The organism is Actinoallomurus sp. CA-150999, assembly GCF_050942425.1.
GTDB lineage: Bacteria > Actinomycetota > Actinomycetes > Streptosporangiales > Streptosporangiaceae > Actinoallomurus.
Window position 1 is genome coordinate 4,164,669 of record NZ_CP192063.1, and the last position, 14,493, is coordinate 4,179,161.

Here is a 14,493-nt window from a genome sequence, read left to right on the forward strand (position 1 = left end):
GACCAGCCTTCGGCGAGCCAGTCGCTCACGTTCACCTCGTCCACCCCGCTCGGCGAGAGAACGTTGAGTTCGCCCACGTGCCATGGCCTGCCATGGTGATCGTGGTTGCCCAGCAGCAGCGGCCACTGGCCGGTCTCGTGATGGCGCGAAAGAAGGTCGGCCCAGAGGCGGCCGGCCTCATCCTCATGCAGCAGGTCGTCGGTGATCCACAACACCGGTTCGGTCGGCGGCGGAGCGCCGAACAGTGTGGGTTCTGGCGTGATCAGACGGCCACTCAGGCCTTCGGGCACATCGAATACGGTCATGGGCGATCATGGTCGTGCTGATCCCGACGCACCGCAATCTTGTGCTGTGACCACATACGTTCACCGGTTTGATCATGCTGCTCGGCCGGCCGGGCGTCCCCAGCGTTGTTGTCGCTCGCTGCGGCCCAATCATCGCGGAGCTGGAGGCTCTTACGCGCTGCTTCCGGATATTTACGGATAAGGCGGTCGAGTTGGGTGAGTTCGCACGCCGCCGTCATCGCGCGCAGCCCGAGCCGGTCGATGGCGGCATTGAACGCCCGGACCGACTCCAGGGTCGCCCGGGCGATCGGGTCGGTCACCTCCTGGGGTTCGGTCATGGCCGCCGCCTGATCGGTACGGCGACGACGCGGGCGATGGCGTCCACGAGATCGTCGACCTCGCCCGGGGTGAGGATGCGCGCGGAGTCGTTTCCGGCGGCGATCGGCTTGCCCCAGGACCACCACCATCGGAGGTCTCCGTCGCTGTCGGGGCGGCATTCGACCTCTTCGGTGAGAAAGTGGGAGCTCGCGATAATCCGGACCTTTGCCCCGTACTGCTCCGCACGCATCCCTGCCTCCTGGCAGGCCTGCGTGAGCCACTTCGCGAATGCGCTCATCTCTTCGCTCGTGTGCGGCCTCATTGACTAATCTCCTAGCGTGATGTTGGTGCTACACAGCGTGGCGGTGAGGGATTAAGCTGTGAAGGGCTAAGGCCCCGTCGCTCGTGCGTGAAGTCCCGAGAGCCATTCACATGAGGATGTGAACCCCCAATGGCACCGAAACGAGAGACAGCGCTCGACGCGTGGGGTAGGGAGCTGGCCTACGCCTGTGAAGCGGCTGGCCTAGCCGGCAAACAGCTCGCCGAAACCCTGCACGTCGCGCCCTCCACCGTGAGCCAGTGGATGAACGGCCGCCGTACCCCGCATTTGGAAGATGTGGAGCGCTGCGATCAGGTGCTAGGAACGAACGGCTACCTCGCCCGCTACTTCCAAAAATGGGTCACTCGCGAGACGCCTTCGGAGTGGAACGGTCGATGGCTGGTCGCCGAAGCGCACGCGAACCTGTTTCAGAGCTTCGATTCGTCAGTGATCCCTGGACTGCTGCAAACACCCGACTACGCACGCGCGGTGCTGCAGCAGAACCGGCACTCCCCGTTCGCCATCGAAGAGCGCGTACGTCGCAGGATCGAGCGGCAAACGATCCTCGATGATGAGAACCCTCCGATGTGCATCTTCGTGATCGATGAATATGCACTTCACCGGCTGTTCGGCGGGCGCGAGGTCATGGTCGAGCAACTTAAGCGGTTGCATGACCTGGCGAACTGGCGCAACATCGTCATCAAGATCGTGCCTTCGGGCACCGAGTACTACGCAGGGACTCCATTCATGATCGTTAGGATGGATGGGGCGGAGATCGCGAACCTCGACGATGCTCTGGCTGGGCGCATCATCGAAGGAGGGGATGAGCTTGTACAGATCAACAAGGTTTGGGAAGACATCAGAGAATCAGCGTTGTCGGCCAATGGCTCGCTGGAATTGATTGAGAAGGTGCTCAAAGAATGGGAAGTCTGAGATGGCGACGGTCATCCTATAGCGGCTCGAATGACCATCAGTGTGTCGAGGTTGCTGTCGTTGAGAACGGGCGTTCGGTGTCAGGTGCCTGAGCCTGTTTGAAAGACCGGCCAGCCGATCTCGGTGCGCCACTCGGAGGTGTCGGGGGTGTCGCGCTGGCCGATGAGGTAGTACTCGCGGATGGGGCCGGCGACGGCGAGGGCATGGCGGGTCACGTACGAGGCGAGGGTGCCGTAGGCACGGTCGGCGTCGCTGGGTGGTCCCGCGTGGGTGATGACCGCGAGTTCGGCCGGTGGCACGACCAGGGAGGTGACCCGGCCTACCGGGCGGATCTCGCCGGTGCAGGGGATGAAGATCATTCTTGTCCGCGGTGGTCGGTGAACAGTTCGTCGGCGTAGATGCCTCCGGCGTGCCCGTCGGGTGACACGTTCTGCGCGGTCAGGGTCGCGTACAGCTCACCGAGGGCGCCTTGCAGCCAGGAGACGGAGTCCTGGGCGTCGACGACCTCGCTGATCGCCGCTGCGGGCGTCGCCGGGATACTGCGCAGCTCGATGCAGGCCGGGACGTCGGCCGGGGGAGGAGTCAGGAGGTCGCGCAGTGAGGTGACGGCGCGCTGGGTGCGGCCGAGTTCTTCCTCCAGGTGTTTCAGGTGCGCGCCGATCCGGTCGTTGCGGGTTCGCAGGTCGGGAGCGGTCAGCACGGCCTGGATCTCCTCCAGCGGCATGTCCAGGTCCCGGAAGCGGCGGATGACCTGGGCGGTGGGGATCTGTTCGGGGGTGTAACGGCGGTAGCCGGTGTGCGGGTCCACGGCGGCGGGCTCGAGCAGGCCGATGCGGTGATAGTGGCGCAGCGTCTTCACCGTCATGTGGGTGGCACGGGAGAAGTCGCCGATGGACAGGTACCTCAGCATGCGGTCCATTGTGCGGCCTCCCCTTGGGGGAGAGTTCCGTCCGCGTTCCGGCTTGACCCTTCCGCTGTGGCAGCGGTGAACGTTGCCTGCACGGCCGCATCGGCCGACGGAAAGGACGGACGGCCATGACGGAAATGACCGCAGCGAAGACATCGACCATCGATCCCGAACGGATCGTCGGCCGCTACGTGGCCGTGTGGAGCGAACCCGACCCCGAATCCCGACGCAGGGCCATCGCCGGCCTTTGGGCGCCCGGCGGCGTGGAGTTCGTCGAGGGCGTGCAGTTCCGTGGGCACGAGGAGCTCCACGCCAGAATCACCGAGGCCCACCGGCAATTCGTGGAGAGCGGCGAATACGCCGTCACGTCCGCGGATGACGTGACCGTCCATGGCGACATCGTCACCCTCACCGTTCAATTGATCCCCCCAGGCGGCGACGAGGCCGCCTGGGCCGCCCGTGTCTTCCTCATCCTCGATGAAGACGGCCTGATCCGGCAGGACTACCACCTGACCGTGAAACCCCTCGCCGCCCAGTAGGACCGGCTCGACGGGCGGCTCCGCCGGCGGGCGCCGCGCTCCCACCCGGAGCCGCCCATCACCAGGAGCGTTGATCTTCTGGTGACAGTCAGCCGCGGACCTGGTGTTCCACGCGGTGACGGATGTACTCGTCCGGATGCGAGCGGGCGATCGCCACCGCCGCGTCCACAAGGTCGTGCAGTTCCGGCGGGTACGCAGACCGCCACAGAGGCAGTTCGGGGAGAATGCAACGCCGAACGTCCAAGTGCTCGTTGCTCACGAATTCCCGGAGCGCGGCCTCGCACCACTCCCGCGCCAGGACCGATCCGTCATCGGGTCCTGCCTGGCTTTCGGCGCGGGGGTTCTCTGCCCGTACGTTGTGGAGCCGGAGTGGTAGAGCCGACCAGTACCACGCTCGTGCAGCACCGGCCCGCTCCACGTTGGTACCCGTTCGCAGATAGTCGAGGAGCGCGGAGCGGACGCGCCGGCGTCCGAATGCGTTCAGAGCCGGTTCGACGAACTGACGATTGAAGCTCGGGTTCGGGTCGTAGACGGCCGCCTTGATGAGGACGTCGAAGGCGGCGTCGGGCAGCGTCAGGCCTTGGCGGCAGGCATCTCGGAGTGCCGCCCGTGCGAACTGATGCCAGCGGCGCTGGTCACCGGGATCCGGCTCGGGCGCGATCTCGATCCCGATTCCGATATCGATCACACGGACGACATCGGCCAGACACCGTAGGAACGGTGTCCATCCGTCATCGGTTCGCGCGGGCAGCACCATGAACTCCTGCGCAGCGCCCGTTCGGTCCTTCGACGCTCGCTCCGGCAGCGCCATGAACCTCTGCGCGGCGCCCGTTCGGTCCTTCGCCGCTGCTTCGTCCTCACCCGCGCTCACTCCGACCTCTCAATCCGGAATCTGCCCACAGCAACGATCATGGCCGACCGACACGAGAGATCAACATCAAGGCGAACCCTGGCCCGGTGCGGTGACCACGAAAGATCATCGCCCTCCCCACCGGCCGAACTATGATTCGGCTTCGGACCTCCAAAATCCTTGGGGAAGCATGAGTGATGTGAGCATCGGCACCGGCAAAGTGGTCGTGAACAGGGCGATGTCGCTGGACGGTTTCATCGCCGGTCCTGGCCACGCGATGGGCTGGATCGCCGAGTACCTGTCTGCGGACACCTTTCCGGAGGTCATGGCGGCCACGGGCGCCATGCTCGTCGGCCGGGGCACGTACGAGGTCGCCAAGCGTATGGCCGCGCAGGACACCACCTACGACGGGGGACCACAGTTCGTCCTCACCCACAGGCCTCCCGAAGAGCCGGACCCTACCGTCACCTTCCTCACCTGTGAACTTGAGGAAGCCGTTGCCACGGCACGCAGCGCCGCGGGCGACGAGAACCTGGAGATCCTCGGTGCGGATGTCGCCGCCCAGTGCCTGCAGCGCGGGCTCGTCGACGAGATCCTGGTGTATGTCCTACCGGTGCTACTCGGCGACGGTGTCCGCTTCTCACCCCCAAGCCTCGACCGGATCGACCTGGAACCTTTCAGCAACACCCAGTCGGGCGCCGTCACGATGCTCCGCTTCCGCGTGCGATGTTAGGCGCGGCCCTTAGACCGACCGGCAAATGGATCACTTGAGGTGGCGGCTGGTGGGTCGGCCATCCCAGCGGTAGCGGCTGCGTGCCGGCCAGATCAGCATGCGGACCGACCCTGAGCTCAGGGCGGGTTCACCACGGGAGGTTCCCGGATCGGTCGATGAACTGTCCCGTCGGCCCGTCCGGGCCGATCGTCGCGAGGGTCACGATGGACTCGGCGCCGTCGGCGACGCTGTGTCCGAGGCCGCCGGTGAAGTCGGTCGCGGTCTGCCCGGGGTCTGCGGCGTTGACCTTCACGTCTTTCAGTTCCTTGGCGTACTGCGTCGTGAGCATCGTGGCCGCGGCCTTCGAGGCGGAGTAGAGGGGCAGGGCGTACTGTGACTCGATTCGTGCCGGGTCCTGGGTCATGCTGAAGGAGCCCATCCCGCTGGACACGTTGACGATGACGGGGTTCGGCGACGTGCGCAGCAGCGGGAGGAAGGCGTGCGTGACGCGCACGATCCCGACGACGTTCACGTCGAGCACGGCGCTCACGTCGGCCGCGGTGTAGTCCTCGACAGGGCCGACCTTGCCGAGGACGCCGGCGTTGTTGACCAGGACGTCGATCGTTCCCTCATGCGCGGCGACATCCGCGGCCGCGGACTGGACCGAGGCGTCGTCGGTCACGTCGATCTGAACGAACCGGGCATGCAGCAGCCTGGTCCACCGGACGAGGCAGAACACGGGCCCTCATCCCTGAGGAGCCATCTTCTGGACCCCAATGGCGGCCAGGAGTTCGAGTTTGCTGCGGGCATCGGTGCCTGGCCGCGGTGTGTACACCACGAGGCGTAGGTTCGTGTCCTGGGTGTTCAGGATGTCGGAGTTCATGGCGATGTCTCCGACGTCCGGGTGCTGGACGAGTTTGTGCGCACTCTGGTGACCGCCCACCGCTCGGCGGTTCCACAACTCGCAGAACCGTGGGCTGAGGTTCAGCCTCGATACCAACGCCGTGAGGTCGGGATCGTCGGGGTACCGGCTCGTCGTCGCGCGCAGGTCGGCGACAAGGGACTCCTCGAACGCCGCCCGCTCGGCCGCCGTCTGCCGGACCCGGGGCAGCTCACCCAGGAACTGCCAGACCAGGACGTTCCGGTCTCCCACGCCGCGGACCGTGGGATCGCCGAACGTGGCCGCGAACAGCGGATTCCAGTGCAGCAACTGCCAGGTGGCGTCGTAGATCGCCAGCGGGTGGCCGGCGAACTGGTCCACGATCCGGTACAGGCTCCCCGGGATCATTCGCGGAACCCGGCTCGGATCCGCTGCATGACCGGCCATGCGCAGAAGGTGGGCGTGCTCGTCGTCGGACAGGTGCAGGGCGCGAGCCAGGGCCGAGCAGACCTGCGCCGAGGGTGTCGCCACCCGTCCCTGCTCCAGCCGGACCACATACTCGACCGAGATGCCGGCCAGCGTCGCCAGCTCCGCGCGTCGCAGACCGGGGACCCGACGGGGTGAGCCGTGTGCGAAGCCCACCACCGCGGGGTCCAGCCGGTCCCGCCACGCCCGCAGCGCGGCACCGAGTTGATCCATGCACACCATCCTCCCGCGCACCCTGCCCCGCTGGGTGGTACGCGCTGTACCAGGAAGTCCCGTAGCTCCCACCAACCCTCCCGGGGACCCAGCCTGGAGTGCGTGAACAGCGCACGACCGTGCTGTTCGGAGTCAGGAGGAGCAAGCATGACCACCACGTCGAACCACTACGTCACCGTTTTGTGGGAAGCCCGGGCCAAATCCGGGAAGGAAGCCGCGATGAAGGCGTTCATGACAGCCGCCGTCACCGCATCGCGCTACGACGCGGGCAACATCGACTACGAGGCTCACCAGGTCGAGGGACAACCGGGCGCGTTCGTCATCTTCGAGCGCTGGGAGAGCCGAGAGGCCTTCGAAGGTCACCTGCAGGCACCCCGCATGCAGGACCTGGTGCCCCAACTGCTGGAACTGATGGACGGCAGCGTCGAGGACGGGATCCGCTTCCTGCAACCGTTCCGCCCGGCACGGTAGGCCGACCCGGAGCGCGGCGGTCGTGATCGTCGCCCTCCGACGCTGAGTGGTTTCGAGCAGCAAGACGGCAGCGCGGGCACGGCCGTCCTCAGTACGGTCGGTGACATTGTCGTCACGGTCCGGATGCTTACGCTGGTGAGTCGGCCAGGAATAGCCTCCGGGCGATGTCGTCCCACCCCCACCTGGAGGAACCGTGGCCGGATCCGGCGTGAAACCCAAGACTCTTGCCGTCGCAGCCGCGATGGGCGCCGCTGCTCTGCTGCCTACCACTGCCGTGGCCGCCACCGGTGGCCTCTATTGGAGCCCGGACGGCAGCGGCGTACAGTCCGCCTCACTCCAGAATCCGCAGTCTGGCAACTGCTACACCCTGCGAGGCGACCGACCCCCCTTCTACGCGATCAACGTCACCGACAGGATCATGCACTACTACCGCTCAGCCGGCTGCTCTGGCGAGGTGGGAACGCTGACCCCGAACATGTCTGGAAACATCACCCGGTATGTGAAGTTCGACTAGGAACTGCTCCCGGTGGTCCGTCGACTGGGCCTCCAGGCGCTCAAACTCCCACTGGTCCCCTTCGTGCTCGTGGCCGCAATGCTGCGGTGGCGCTTGCGCCGAAAAAACCGAGGCCCCACCTTCGAGGACTACTTGCATGGCTTCGGCGAGGAATGAGACCACCCGTGACCGAGATCGACGAGTACGCCGCCGTTCAACGGCGGGCGATCCTCGGCGGCCGTTCCCCTCATTGTCATCGGTTGGTCGGACCCGCACCCGTCAGGCATGTCCGGCGGTCTGTGGCGATCAGGCTTGCCTGGCTGAGGAGCCGACGGGCATGTCCCCGATCAAGACAGGGCGAATGCTGCCTGATGTGGCATTAGGCCGGATGCCGGAATCCGTCCAGGATGAGGGCGAGAAGGTGGTCGCGCCGGGCGGCGATGGACGGGGCCTGGTCGGCGATCCAGACGACGGCGTTGACGAGCGCGAACAGGTCCGTCCCGTCCACGTCGGGGCGGATGAATCCGGCTTCCTGGGCGTTCTCCAGTAGACGGCCCGCGGCCTGCCGCATCGCCAGGCATGATGCGTGCAACGAGGAGTCCGCATCCTCCAGGGTCGCCACCATCGATGCGGCGAGGCCTCGATAGGCGGTGGTGCCGGAGGCGAAGTCGCCCAGCCACTCCACCAGGGCGTCGCCGGGCGCGTGGGTGCTCTCGAGTGAGGCGGCCTTCGCGGCGAGGCGGTCGAACCCTTCACCGAGCAGCGTTTCGAGCAGTTCCTCGCGGGTCGGGAAGTGGCGGTAGAGCGTGCCCAGGCCGACGCCGGCACGGCGCGCGATGTCGCGGAGCGATGCCTGCGTTCCCTGTTCCGCCACCACGGTCCGTGCCACCTCGAGGATGCGCGTGCGGTTGCGCTGCGCGTCGACGCGTTGCGCACGCGGCGTTGGAGTGGCGGGCGTCGCCTTCTCGGTCACGGGACCATCCTGAGTGTTGACAACCGGAGCAGTGCTCCGGATATATTCCGGAGCGCTGCTCCGCATCTTAGGCGGGGCCGGAATCGACGACCAGTCGACGACAGGGGAGCGACCATGCCGAGACAGACGATGATGGCCGTCCGTGTGCACGTGTTCGGCGGCCCAGAGGCCCTGGCGTACGAGGAGGTGCCGCTGCCCGAACCAGAGCCCGACGAGGTGCTGGTCCAGGTTCACGCGGCCGGCCTGAACCCGGCCGACTGGTACGCCCGGGCGGGGTTCGCGAACCTGCCGGAGGCGATGCGCCCGTCGTTGCCGCTGCCCTTCACACCGGGCGAGGAGGTCTCCGGCGTCGTCGCCGCGGTCGGCCCGGAGGTCACCGAGTGGGAGGTGGGCGATGAGGTGTTCGGCCTGGTGCGCTTCCCCCAGCTGGACAACAACGGCCGGGGTTACGCCGAATACACGACCGCGCCCGCGTCCAATCTCGCGCGCAAGCCGGCGGCGATCGGCCATGTCGAGGCCGCCGCGATGCCGCTGGCCGGGCTCACCGCCTACCAGTACCTGTTCGACCACGTACGGCTCGGACCGGACAAGACCGTCCTGGTGAACGGTGCCGCCGGTGGCGTCGGCCACTTCCTCGTACAGCTCGCCAAGACCAAGGACGCCCATGTCATCGGCGTCGCCTCCGGGCGGCACGAAGGGTTCCTGCGCGAGCTGGGCGTCGACCGGTTCATCGACTACACCACCACGACCGTCGAGGACGTCGTACGCGGCGTCGACCATCTCTTCGACACGGTCGGAGGTTCGCACGGGTACCGGTTCCTCCCGGTGGTCGAACCCGGCGGCACGATCAGCCCGGTCTTCTTCGGCGAATACCACCGCGAACGCGCGGCCGAGCTGGGCATCACGTTCCGGGGAAGTCAGGTTCATTCCGACGGGCCGCAGATGGCCGAGCTCGCGCGGTTGGTCGACGCCGGCCGCCTTCGCGCCGGGATCGACAGCGTCTTCCCGCTGATCGACGCCCCCAAGGCTCACGAGCGCGCAGAACAGGGACACATCCAGGGCAAGATCGTCCTACGCGTCATCGACGAGTAAACCGCCACGGCGGCCCCGTCGACGAGCTCAGGCGATGGTCAGCGTCGTCACTCCGGTCGCGTTCGTCAGGCCGGTGGTGAGGCATCGCAGCGCGCTCGGCTGCGGAAGGGTGATCACTTCGATCGCCTTCCGGCCCCGGAAGCGGCCCGCCGTGATCGGCCCGGTGATCGTGGTGATGACCTGGCCGGCCGCCGCCGTGCTGCTTCCGGTGCCGTCGATCACGCTCGTGTCTCCGGTGTTCCACCGGAACGTCCGCGTGCGGTGGAACCCGTCCAGCAGGTCGTCGCAGCCGACGAGGATCGTGAACCGCTCTCCGTACGATCCGCTCGTGACGGCGCTCGCGCCGCCGACGCAGGAGGTGAAGCGCCCGCTGGTCGTGATCTCGATGTTCCGGGCCCGAAGGACCACTCCAGGCCGGTACGTGGTGGTCTCGGTGCCCTGGCACTGCAGAAGCGTAGGTGGCGCCGCCCAGGCGGGACGCGTGACCGGCGTGAGCGCTCCGAGCGCAGCGACGGTCACGGTGACCAGTGCGCGCGCCGATGATCCGCGGACGGCCATGAACGTCTCCTTCGTCTCCGTTGCGAACGATTCACCGACAGTGAGCGATTCGGCTGGGCAATCAGAGCACATTCGCGAGCCCGTGCGCGTACTTTCCGTAGAAATTCGACCACGCTGTGCGATGATGGCGGTCATCCCGATTCCCGCTTGGAGTGCGATGGACGCCCTGGAGACCGGCACGCTCGCGGTGCCCGGCGCGACACTGCACTACGAGGTACGCGGCGCGGGGCCCCTGCTGTTACTCATCGCCGGAGGAGCCTCGGACGCGGCCGTGTTCGAACCGCTGGCGACGGTCCTCGCCGCCCGCCACCGCGTGGTCTCCTACGATCCGCGCGGCAACTCCCGCAGCCGCCTCTACGGACCGCCGGTCGACCAGCGGGTCGGGGTCCACGCCGACGACGCCCACCGTCTGCTCGACCACCTGTCCGCCGACGGAGAGCCGGTGCGGGTGTTCGGGGGCTGCGCGGGCGGGCTCGTCGCACTCGAGCTCGCGATCCGCCACCCGGGGCGGGTCCGTACGGTGGTCGCCCACGAGCCACCCGTGATGGAGCTGCTGCCGGACGCGGAGGCTCACCGGGCGTTCTACGACGACGTCCACGCGGTGTTCCACCGCGAGGGTGTCGCAACGGCGCTGGACAGGCTCAGCGCCGTCTTCGGCGGTCGCCCCGCGCCGGCATTGCCCGAGGCGTACGACAACAACCCGTTCTTCCTCGCCCACGTCGTCCGGCCCTTCACCCGTCACGTCCCCGACCTCGCCGCGCTCCGGACCGTGGCGGAGCGGATCGTGATGGCCGGCGGCGAGGACTCGCGCACCTACACCGTCCACCGCCCGGCGGTCGCCCTCGCCGAACGGCTCGGTCACCGCCCGGTGCTCTTCCCCGGCGGCCATGCCGGCTACGCGAAGAACCCCGTCGCCTTCGCCGGACGGCTCGCCGAGGTGTTCGCGGCCCCGGTCCCGGCGCGGGAGCGATGACATGCGGATCGTCATGGGGGCGCAGAACTGCGGCTTCGGCCCGGTGGCCGAGCTGGTCGCGGTCTCCCGGCTGCTGGCCGGCCATGAGCGGGTGTTCGTCGGTGATGGGGTGTCGGCGCTGTTCGCCCGCCGCAACGCCGACGCCTTCGACGAGATCCACGAGGCACCGGGGAGCGCGTCGATCGACGACCTGGTCGAGGCCGGCGACCTGGTGATCTCGGTGATGGACGCCGACCTGGTCCTGCGGGCCGCCGTGGCGGGCCGTCCGGTCGTCATGGTGGACAGCCTGTTCGCCTTCTGGCTGCTCCGCCGCCCCGTGGCGGCCGTCCGCGACCTGTGCGGGAGCCTGCCGCGTTCGTCCTTCGCGGCGGCCGACCGGCACCTGGCCGGCCTGTCCCCGCACGAGCGTGTCGTCGCGGCGCACCTGCTCGCCACGCACAGCGTCGTGCAGAACTTCCCCGGCGTGCCGAAGCGGGTGGCCGAGTTCGCCGCTTTCGGCATCGGCCCCGAGATCCACCTGACCGGCTCGATCATCGACCTGGAGGGGCTGCGGCACCTGCCGGTCGACGCCGATCCCGGGTGCGACCTGCTGATCAACGTCGGCGGATTCCAGAACTTCCTGCTGGACTTCGACGTCAACAACGACTATCTGCGGCTGCTCCACCGGTGGATTCCGGACCTGCTGCGCGACTGGCCGCGATTCGCGCGCGTCCTGGTGTGCGGCGGGCCCTTCGGCCCGGGCCGCGAGCGGACGGTCTCGGTCGCGGGTCGTCGCGCTGACTGCCGGCTCCTGGCACAACGCGACCTGCTGCGGCGCGTGGCGGCCGTTCCAGACTACCTGCTCGCTCCGGGGCTGACGGCGCTGCACGAGGCGATGGCCCTCGGGCGGCTGCCCCTGGCGCTGCCCGAACAGCACTACGCGCACGTCTTCACGATCCGGCGGCTCGCCGACACGCTCTTCGGCCGGGCGGCCGGCCGGTTCGCCGACGTCCTGCCGCATTACCCGGTCCCTGAGGACGACTTCGCCGGGACCGCGGCCATCGCCCGGATCGCCGGCCGGATCCATGACGACGACGGGCTCTACCGGCGCTTCCGGGCCACCTTCAACGAACGGATCGAGCACCATCTCTCCCTCGACCCGGAACGCCGCACGGAGGGCGTGCGGGAACTGCGCGAGGCGCTCGGCGGCGACCCGCTCCCATCGGTGATCGCCAGGCTCGTCCCACGCCCTACGGCCGGAAGGCGCCGGTGAGGGCGTCGGAGGCCATGGCGTGAAGGAGCCCCGCCATCGCGCCGCGGCTGAGGTCGCCGGTGCTGTGGGGCGTCGAGTTGAGCAGGCCGAAGACCGCATGGGTCGCGGAGCGCGCGCGGTCGTCGGGGGCCTCCGGGTGGATGAGGCGGAGCACCGTCACCCACTCCTCCGCGTAGGCGCGCTGCAGGCGGCGGATCTCGCGGCGCTGCGGCTGAGGGACGTTGCCCAGCTCCCGTACGTGCACCGTGATGAGGGCGGGGTTGTCGAGCGCGAAGTCGATGTGCCAGCGCAGCAGCGCGTCCAGGGCGGCGGCCGGGCTCTCGGCGGCCTCGACGCGGCGTCCGCCCTCGGTGAGGAGGCGCTCGCTGATGTCGAGGAGCATCTCGGCGAGCAGGGCCTCCTTGCCGCGGAAGTGCCGGTACAGCGCCGGTCCGGTGAGGCCGACGGCCCGCCCCAGGTCGCCGATGGACACGCCGTGGTAGCCGCGCCGGGCGAACAGCTCCGCCGCCGCGGAGAGGATCTCCAGTCGGCGGGTCGGTGGAGCGGTCGCCTCGGCCATGCCCAAGAGTCTAGACGGTGCTGTTAACGTTGATTAACATCGGACTTGTTAACGATCGTTAACAGGAGGGCCTGTGGTGGAAGCTCCGCGGCTGGGGAGCCGCGTGGACGTGCGTGGTGCGGCATTCCAGCGCAACACCGAGGAGAACCTCGCGCTCGCCACCGAGCTGCGCGAGCGCCTGGAGCGGGCGGCTCAGGGCGGTCCCGAGCGCTCCCGGCAGAGGCACGTCGCGCGGGGCAAGTTGCTGCCACGGGACCGGGTGGACGCTCTGCTCGACCCCGGCTCGCCGTTCCTGGAGCTGTCGCCGCTGGCGGCGACCGGGATGTACGACGACGAGGCTCCGGCGGCGGGCATCATTACCGGCGTCGGCCGGGTGTCCGGGCGCGAGTGCGTGGTCGTGGCCAACGACGCGACGGTCAAGGGCGGCACGTACTACCCGGTCACGGTGAAGAAGCACCTGCGCGCCCAGGAGGTCGCGCTGCACAACCGGCTGCCGTGCGTCTACCTCGTCGACTCCGGGGGAGCGTTCCTGCCCAGGCAGGACGAGGTCTTCCCCGACCGGGAGCACTTCGGCCGGATCTTCTTCAACCAGGCGACGATGTCCGAGCGGGGCATCCCGCAGATCGCCGCCGTGCTCGGCTCCTGCACCGCCGGCGGCGCGTACGTCCCGGCGATGAGCGACGAGACCGTCATCGTCCGGGAGCAGGGCACGATCTTCCTCGGCGGCCCGCCGCTGGTGAAGGCCGCCACCGGAGAGGTCGTCAGCGCGGAGGAGCTGGGCGGCGGGGACGTGCACTCGCGCGTCTCGGGCGTCGTCGACCACCTCGCCGACGACGACGCCCACGCCCTGCGCATCGTCCGGTCCATCGTCGCCACGCTCGAGCCGCCCGGCCCCGCGCCCTGGCCCGTGGTCGACACGGAGGAGCCCGCCGCCGACCCGGCGGACCTGCGCGGCATCGTCCCGCCCGACCCCCGGACGCCGTACGACGTGCGTGAGGTGATCGCGCGGATCGTGGACGGCAGCCGGTTCCATGAGTTCAAGGAGCGGTACGGGCCGACGCTCGTCACCGGGTTCGCCCACATCCACGGGCAGCCCGTCGGGATCGTCGCGAACAACGGCATCCTGTTCAGTGAGTCCGCGCTCAAGGGGGCGCACTTCATCGAGCTGTGCGACCGGCGGTCGATCCCACTGGTGTTCCTGCAGAACATCACCGGGTTCATGGTCGGCCGGGAGTACGAGGCCGGCGGCATCGCCAAGCACGGGGCCAAGATGGTCACCGCCGTCGCGTGCGCGCGGGTGCCGAAGCTGACGGTCATCATCGGCGGATCGTTCGGCGCGGGGAACTACGCGATGTGCGGCCGCGCCTATTCGCCGCGCTTCCTGTGGATGTGGCCGAACGCCCGGATCTCGGTCATGGGCGGGGAGCAGGCCGCGTCGGTGCTGGCGACCGTACGCCGCGACCAGCTCGGCGACGAGTGGCCGGCCGAGGAGGAAGAGGAGTTCAAGAAGCCGATCCGGGAACAGTACGAGCGTCAGGGCAGCCCCTACTACTCCACGGCGCGGATCTGGGACGACGGCGTGATCGACCCCCTCGACACCCGCCGGGTGCTCGGCCTGGCCCTGGCGGCCTGCGCCAACGCCCCACTCGAACCCGTCGGCTACGGCATCTTCCGGATGTGA

Annotated in this window: 20 protein-coding genes; 10 read left to right on the top strand and 10 right to left on the bottom strand. The window is 68.4% G+C overall.

Annotated elements, in window-relative coordinates; translation table 11 throughout:
* Window positions 1-301: 301 nt before the first annotated feature.
* Both ACQP2O_RS19555 and ACQP2O_RS19560 read right to left on the bottom strand, forming a co-directional pair.
* Window positions 302-622 (bottom strand): hypothetical protein, encoded by a 321-nt coding sequence (locus tag ACQP2O_RS19555; RefSeq protein WP_433186870.1) that lies wholly within the window; start codon window positions 620-622, stop codon window positions 302-304.
* The gene (locus tag ACQP2O_RS19560; protein WP_433186873.1) at window positions 619-900 is read right to left on the bottom strand and encodes a hypothetical protein; all 282 of its coding nucleotides are present in this window, start codon (window positions 898-900) and stop codon (window positions 619-621) included. The genes ACQP2O_RS19555 and ACQP2O_RS19560 overlap by 4 nt, the downstream gene beginning before the upstream one ends.
* A gap of 153 nt (window positions 901-1,053) precedes the next feature.
* Between ACQP2O_RS19560 and ACQP2O_RS19565 the strand changes: the two genes are divergently transcribed.
* On the top strand, window positions 1,054-1,854 hold the full coding sequence (locus ACQP2O_RS19565) for a helix-turn-helix domain-containing protein (RefSeq protein ID WP_433186875.1): 801 nt from the start codon (window positions 1,054-1,056) through the stop codon (window positions 1,852-1,854).
* Window positions 1,842-1,946 (top strand): DUF397 domain-containing protein, encoded by a 105-nt coding sequence (locus ACQP2O_RS19570; RefSeq protein WP_433186878.1) that lies wholly within the window; start codon window positions 1,842-1,844, stop codon window positions 1,944-1,946. Before ACQP2O_RS19565 ends, ACQP2O_RS19570 begins: the two co-directional genes overlap by 13 nt.
* On the opposite strand, the gene ACQP2O_RS19575 is transcribed toward ACQP2O_RS19570, so the two are convergent.
* The gene (locus ACQP2O_RS19575) at window positions 1,935-2,213 is read right to left on the bottom strand and encodes a GyrI-like domain-containing protein (protein ID WP_433186881.1); all 279 of its coding nucleotides are present in this window, start codon (window positions 2,211-2,213) and stop codon (window positions 1,935-1,937) included. The two genes, ACQP2O_RS19570 and ACQP2O_RS19575, sit on opposite strands and share 12 nt — an antisense overlap.
* Window positions 2,210-2,764 (bottom strand): MerR family transcriptional regulator, encoded by a 555-nt coding sequence (locus ACQP2O_RS19580; protein ID WP_433186884.1) that lies wholly within the window; start codon window positions 2,762-2,764, stop codon window positions 2,210-2,212. Before ACQP2O_RS19580 ends, ACQP2O_RS19575 begins: the two co-directional genes overlap by 4 nt.
* Window positions 2,765-2,889: 125 nt before the next feature.
* Here ACQP2O_RS19580 and ACQP2O_RS19585 point away from each other — a divergent pair, with 125 nt between their 5' ends.
* Complete coding sequence (locus ACQP2O_RS19585) at window positions 2,890-3,300, top strand: nuclear transport factor 2 family protein (protein WP_433186887.1); 411 nt, start codon at window positions 2,890-2,892, stop codon at window positions 3,298-3,300.
* A gap of 88 nt (window positions 3,301-3,388) precedes the next feature.
* On the opposite strand, the gene ACQP2O_RS19590 is transcribed toward ACQP2O_RS19585, so the two are convergent.
* Entirely contained in the window at window positions 3,389-4,111 is a 723-nt protein-coding gene (locus ACQP2O_RS19590) for a hypothetical protein (protein WP_433186890.1), read from the bottom strand.
* A 229-nt stretch (window positions 4,112-4,340) separates the two neighbouring features.
* Between ACQP2O_RS19590 and ACQP2O_RS19595 the strand changes: the two genes are divergently transcribed.
* Window positions 4,341-4,883: a dihydrofolate reductase family protein gene (locus ACQP2O_RS19595; RefSeq protein ID WP_433191072.1), complete on the top strand. Its 543-nt coding sequence runs from the start codon at window positions 4,341-4,343 to the stop codon at window positions 4,881-4,883.
* A gap of 127 nt (window positions 4,884-5,010) precedes the next feature.
* Here ACQP2O_RS19595 and ACQP2O_RS19600 read toward each other — a convergent pair whose 3' ends face one another.
* Complete coding sequence (locus ACQP2O_RS19600) at window positions 5,011-5,601, bottom strand: SDR family NAD(P)-dependent oxidoreductase (RefSeq protein WP_433186892.1); 591 nt, start codon at window positions 5,599-5,601, stop codon at window positions 5,011-5,013.
* Between the two features lie 6 nt (window positions 5,602-5,607).
* Window positions 5,608-6,441 carry a helix-turn-helix transcriptional regulator gene (locus tag ACQP2O_RS19605; protein ID WP_433186894.1) on the bottom strand — a complete coding sequence of 278 codons (834 nt, stop codon included), beginning with the start codon at window positions 6,439-6,441 and terminating at the stop codon, window positions 5,608-5,610.
* Between the two features lie 147 nt (window positions 6,442-6,588).
* Between ACQP2O_RS19605 and ACQP2O_RS19610 the strand changes: the two genes are divergently transcribed.
* A complete protein-coding gene (locus ACQP2O_RS19610) occupies window positions 6,589-6,912 on the top strand; it encodes a putative quinol monooxygenase (protein WP_433186897.1) in 324 nt (107 codons plus the stop codon).
* Between the two features lie 193 nt (window positions 6,913-7,105).
* Entirely contained in the window at window positions 7,106-7,426 is a 321-nt protein-coding gene (locus tag ACQP2O_RS19615) for a hypothetical protein (protein WP_433186900.1), read from the top strand.
* Between the two features lie 358 nt (window positions 7,427-7,784).
* On the opposite strand, the gene ACQP2O_RS19620 is transcribed toward ACQP2O_RS19615, so the two are convergent.
* A complete protein-coding gene (locus tag ACQP2O_RS19620) occupies window positions 7,785-8,378 on the bottom strand; it encodes a TetR/AcrR family transcriptional regulator (RefSeq protein WP_433186903.1) in 594 nt (197 codons plus the stop codon).
* A gap of 114 nt (window positions 8,379-8,492) precedes the next feature.
* On the opposite strand from ACQP2O_RS19620, the gene ACQP2O_RS19625 reads away from it, so the two are divergent.
* Window positions 8,493-9,470 (top strand): NADP-dependent oxidoreductase, encoded by a 978-nt coding sequence (locus ACQP2O_RS19625; RefSeq protein WP_433186906.1) that lies wholly within the window; start codon window positions 8,493-8,495, stop codon window positions 9,468-9,470.
* A 27-nt stretch (window positions 9,471-9,497) separates the two neighbouring features.
* Here the strand turns inward: ACQP2O_RS19625 and ACQP2O_RS19630 are convergent, their stop codons facing one another.
* A complete protein-coding gene (locus ACQP2O_RS19630; RefSeq protein ID WP_433186909.1) occupies window positions 9,498-10,028 on the bottom strand; it encodes a hypothetical protein in 531 nt (176 codons plus the stop codon).
* A 157-nt stretch (window positions 10,029-10,185) separates the two neighbouring features.
* Between ACQP2O_RS19630 and ACQP2O_RS19635 the strand changes: the two genes are divergently transcribed.
* Complete coding sequence (locus tag ACQP2O_RS19635; protein WP_433186912.1) at window positions 10,186-11,001, top strand: alpha/beta fold hydrolase; 816 nt, start codon at window positions 10,186-10,188, stop codon at window positions 10,999-11,001.
* A 1-nt stretch (window position 11,002) separates the two neighbouring features.
* On the top strand, window positions 11,003-12,253 hold the full coding sequence (locus ACQP2O_RS19640) for a hypothetical protein (RefSeq protein WP_433186915.1): 1,251 nt from the start codon (window positions 11,003-11,005) through the stop codon (window positions 12,251-12,253).
* Here ACQP2O_RS19640 and ACQP2O_RS19645 read toward each other — a convergent pair.
* Window positions 12,231-12,812, bottom strand: coding sequence for an SACE_7040 family transcriptional regulator (locus ACQP2O_RS19645; protein WP_433186918.1), 582 nt, complete (start codon window positions 12,810-12,812; stop codon window positions 12,231-12,233). The two genes, ACQP2O_RS19640 and ACQP2O_RS19645, sit on opposite strands and share 23 nt — an antisense overlap.
* 73 nt (window positions 12,813-12,885) lie before the next feature.
* Here ACQP2O_RS19645 and ACQP2O_RS19650 point away from each other — a divergent pair, with 73 nt between their 5' ends.
* Entirely contained in the window at window positions 12,886-14,493 is a 1,608-nt protein-coding gene (locus ACQP2O_RS19650; protein WP_433186921.1) for a carboxyl transferase domain-containing protein, read from the top strand.

Bases quoted from the DNA above. Each gene is read 5' to 3' on its own strand.
- ACQP2O_RS19555 (WP_433186870.1), bottom strand. From the start codon at position 622: ATGACCGAACCCCAGGAGGTGACCGACCCGATCGCCCGGGCGACCCTG.
- ACQP2O_RS19560 (WP_433186873.1), bottom strand. From the start codon at position 900: ATGAGCGCATTCGCGAAGTGGCTCACGCAGGCCTGCCAGGAGGCAGGG.
- ACQP2O_RS19565 (WP_433186875.1), top strand. From the start codon at position 1,054: ATGGCACCGAAACGAGAGACAGCGCTCGACGCGTGGGGTAGGGAGCTG.
- ACQP2O_RS19570 (WP_433186878.1), top strand. From the start codon at position 1,842: ATGGGAAGTCTGAGATGGCGACGGTCATCCTATAGCGGCTCGAATGAC.
- ACQP2O_RS19575 (WP_433186881.1), bottom strand. From the start codon at position 2,213: ATGATCTTCATCCCCTGCACCGGCGAGATCCGCCCGGTAGGCCGGGTC.
- ACQP2O_RS19580 (WP_433186884.1), bottom strand. From the start codon at position 2,764: ATGCTGAGGTACCTGTCCATCGGCGACTTCTCCCGTGCCACCCACATG.
- ACQP2O_RS19585 (WP_433186887.1), top strand. From the start codon at position 2,890: ATGACGGAAATGACCGCAGCGAAGACATCGACCATCGATCCCGAACGG.
- ACQP2O_RS19590 (WP_433186890.1), bottom strand. From the start codon at position 4,111: ATGGCGCTGCCGGAGCGAGCGTCGAAGGACCGAACGGGCGCTGCGCAG.
- ACQP2O_RS19595 (WP_433191072.1), top strand. From the start codon at position 4,341: ATGAGTGATGTGAGCATCGGCACCGGCAAAGTGGTCGTGAACAGGGCG.
- ACQP2O_RS19605 (WP_433186894.1), bottom strand. From the start codon at position 6,441: ATGGATCAACTCGGTGCCGCGCTGCGGGCGTGGCGGGACCGGCTGGAC.
- ACQP2O_RS19610 (WP_433186897.1), top strand. From the start codon at position 6,589: ATGACCACCACGTCGAACCACTACGTCACCGTTTTGTGGGAAGCCCGG.
- ACQP2O_RS19625 (WP_433186906.1), top strand. From the start codon at position 8,493: ATGCCGAGACAGACGATGATGGCCGTCCGTGTGCACGTGTTCGGCGGC.
- ACQP2O_RS19630 (WP_433186909.1), bottom strand. From the start codon at position 10,028: ATGGCCGTCCGCGGATCATCGGCGCGCGCACTGGTCACCGTGACCGTC.
- ACQP2O_RS19635 (WP_433186912.1), top strand. From the start codon at position 10,186: ATGGACGCCCTGGAGACCGGCACGCTCGCGGTGCCCGGCGCGACACTG.
- ACQP2O_RS19640 (WP_433186915.1), top strand. From the start codon at position 11,003: ATGCGGATCGTCATGGGGGCGCAGAACTGCGGCTTCGGCCCGGTGGCC.
- ACQP2O_RS19645 (WP_433186918.1), bottom strand. From the start codon at position 12,812: ATGGCCGAGGCGACCGCTCCACCGACCCGCCGACTGGAGATCCTCTCC.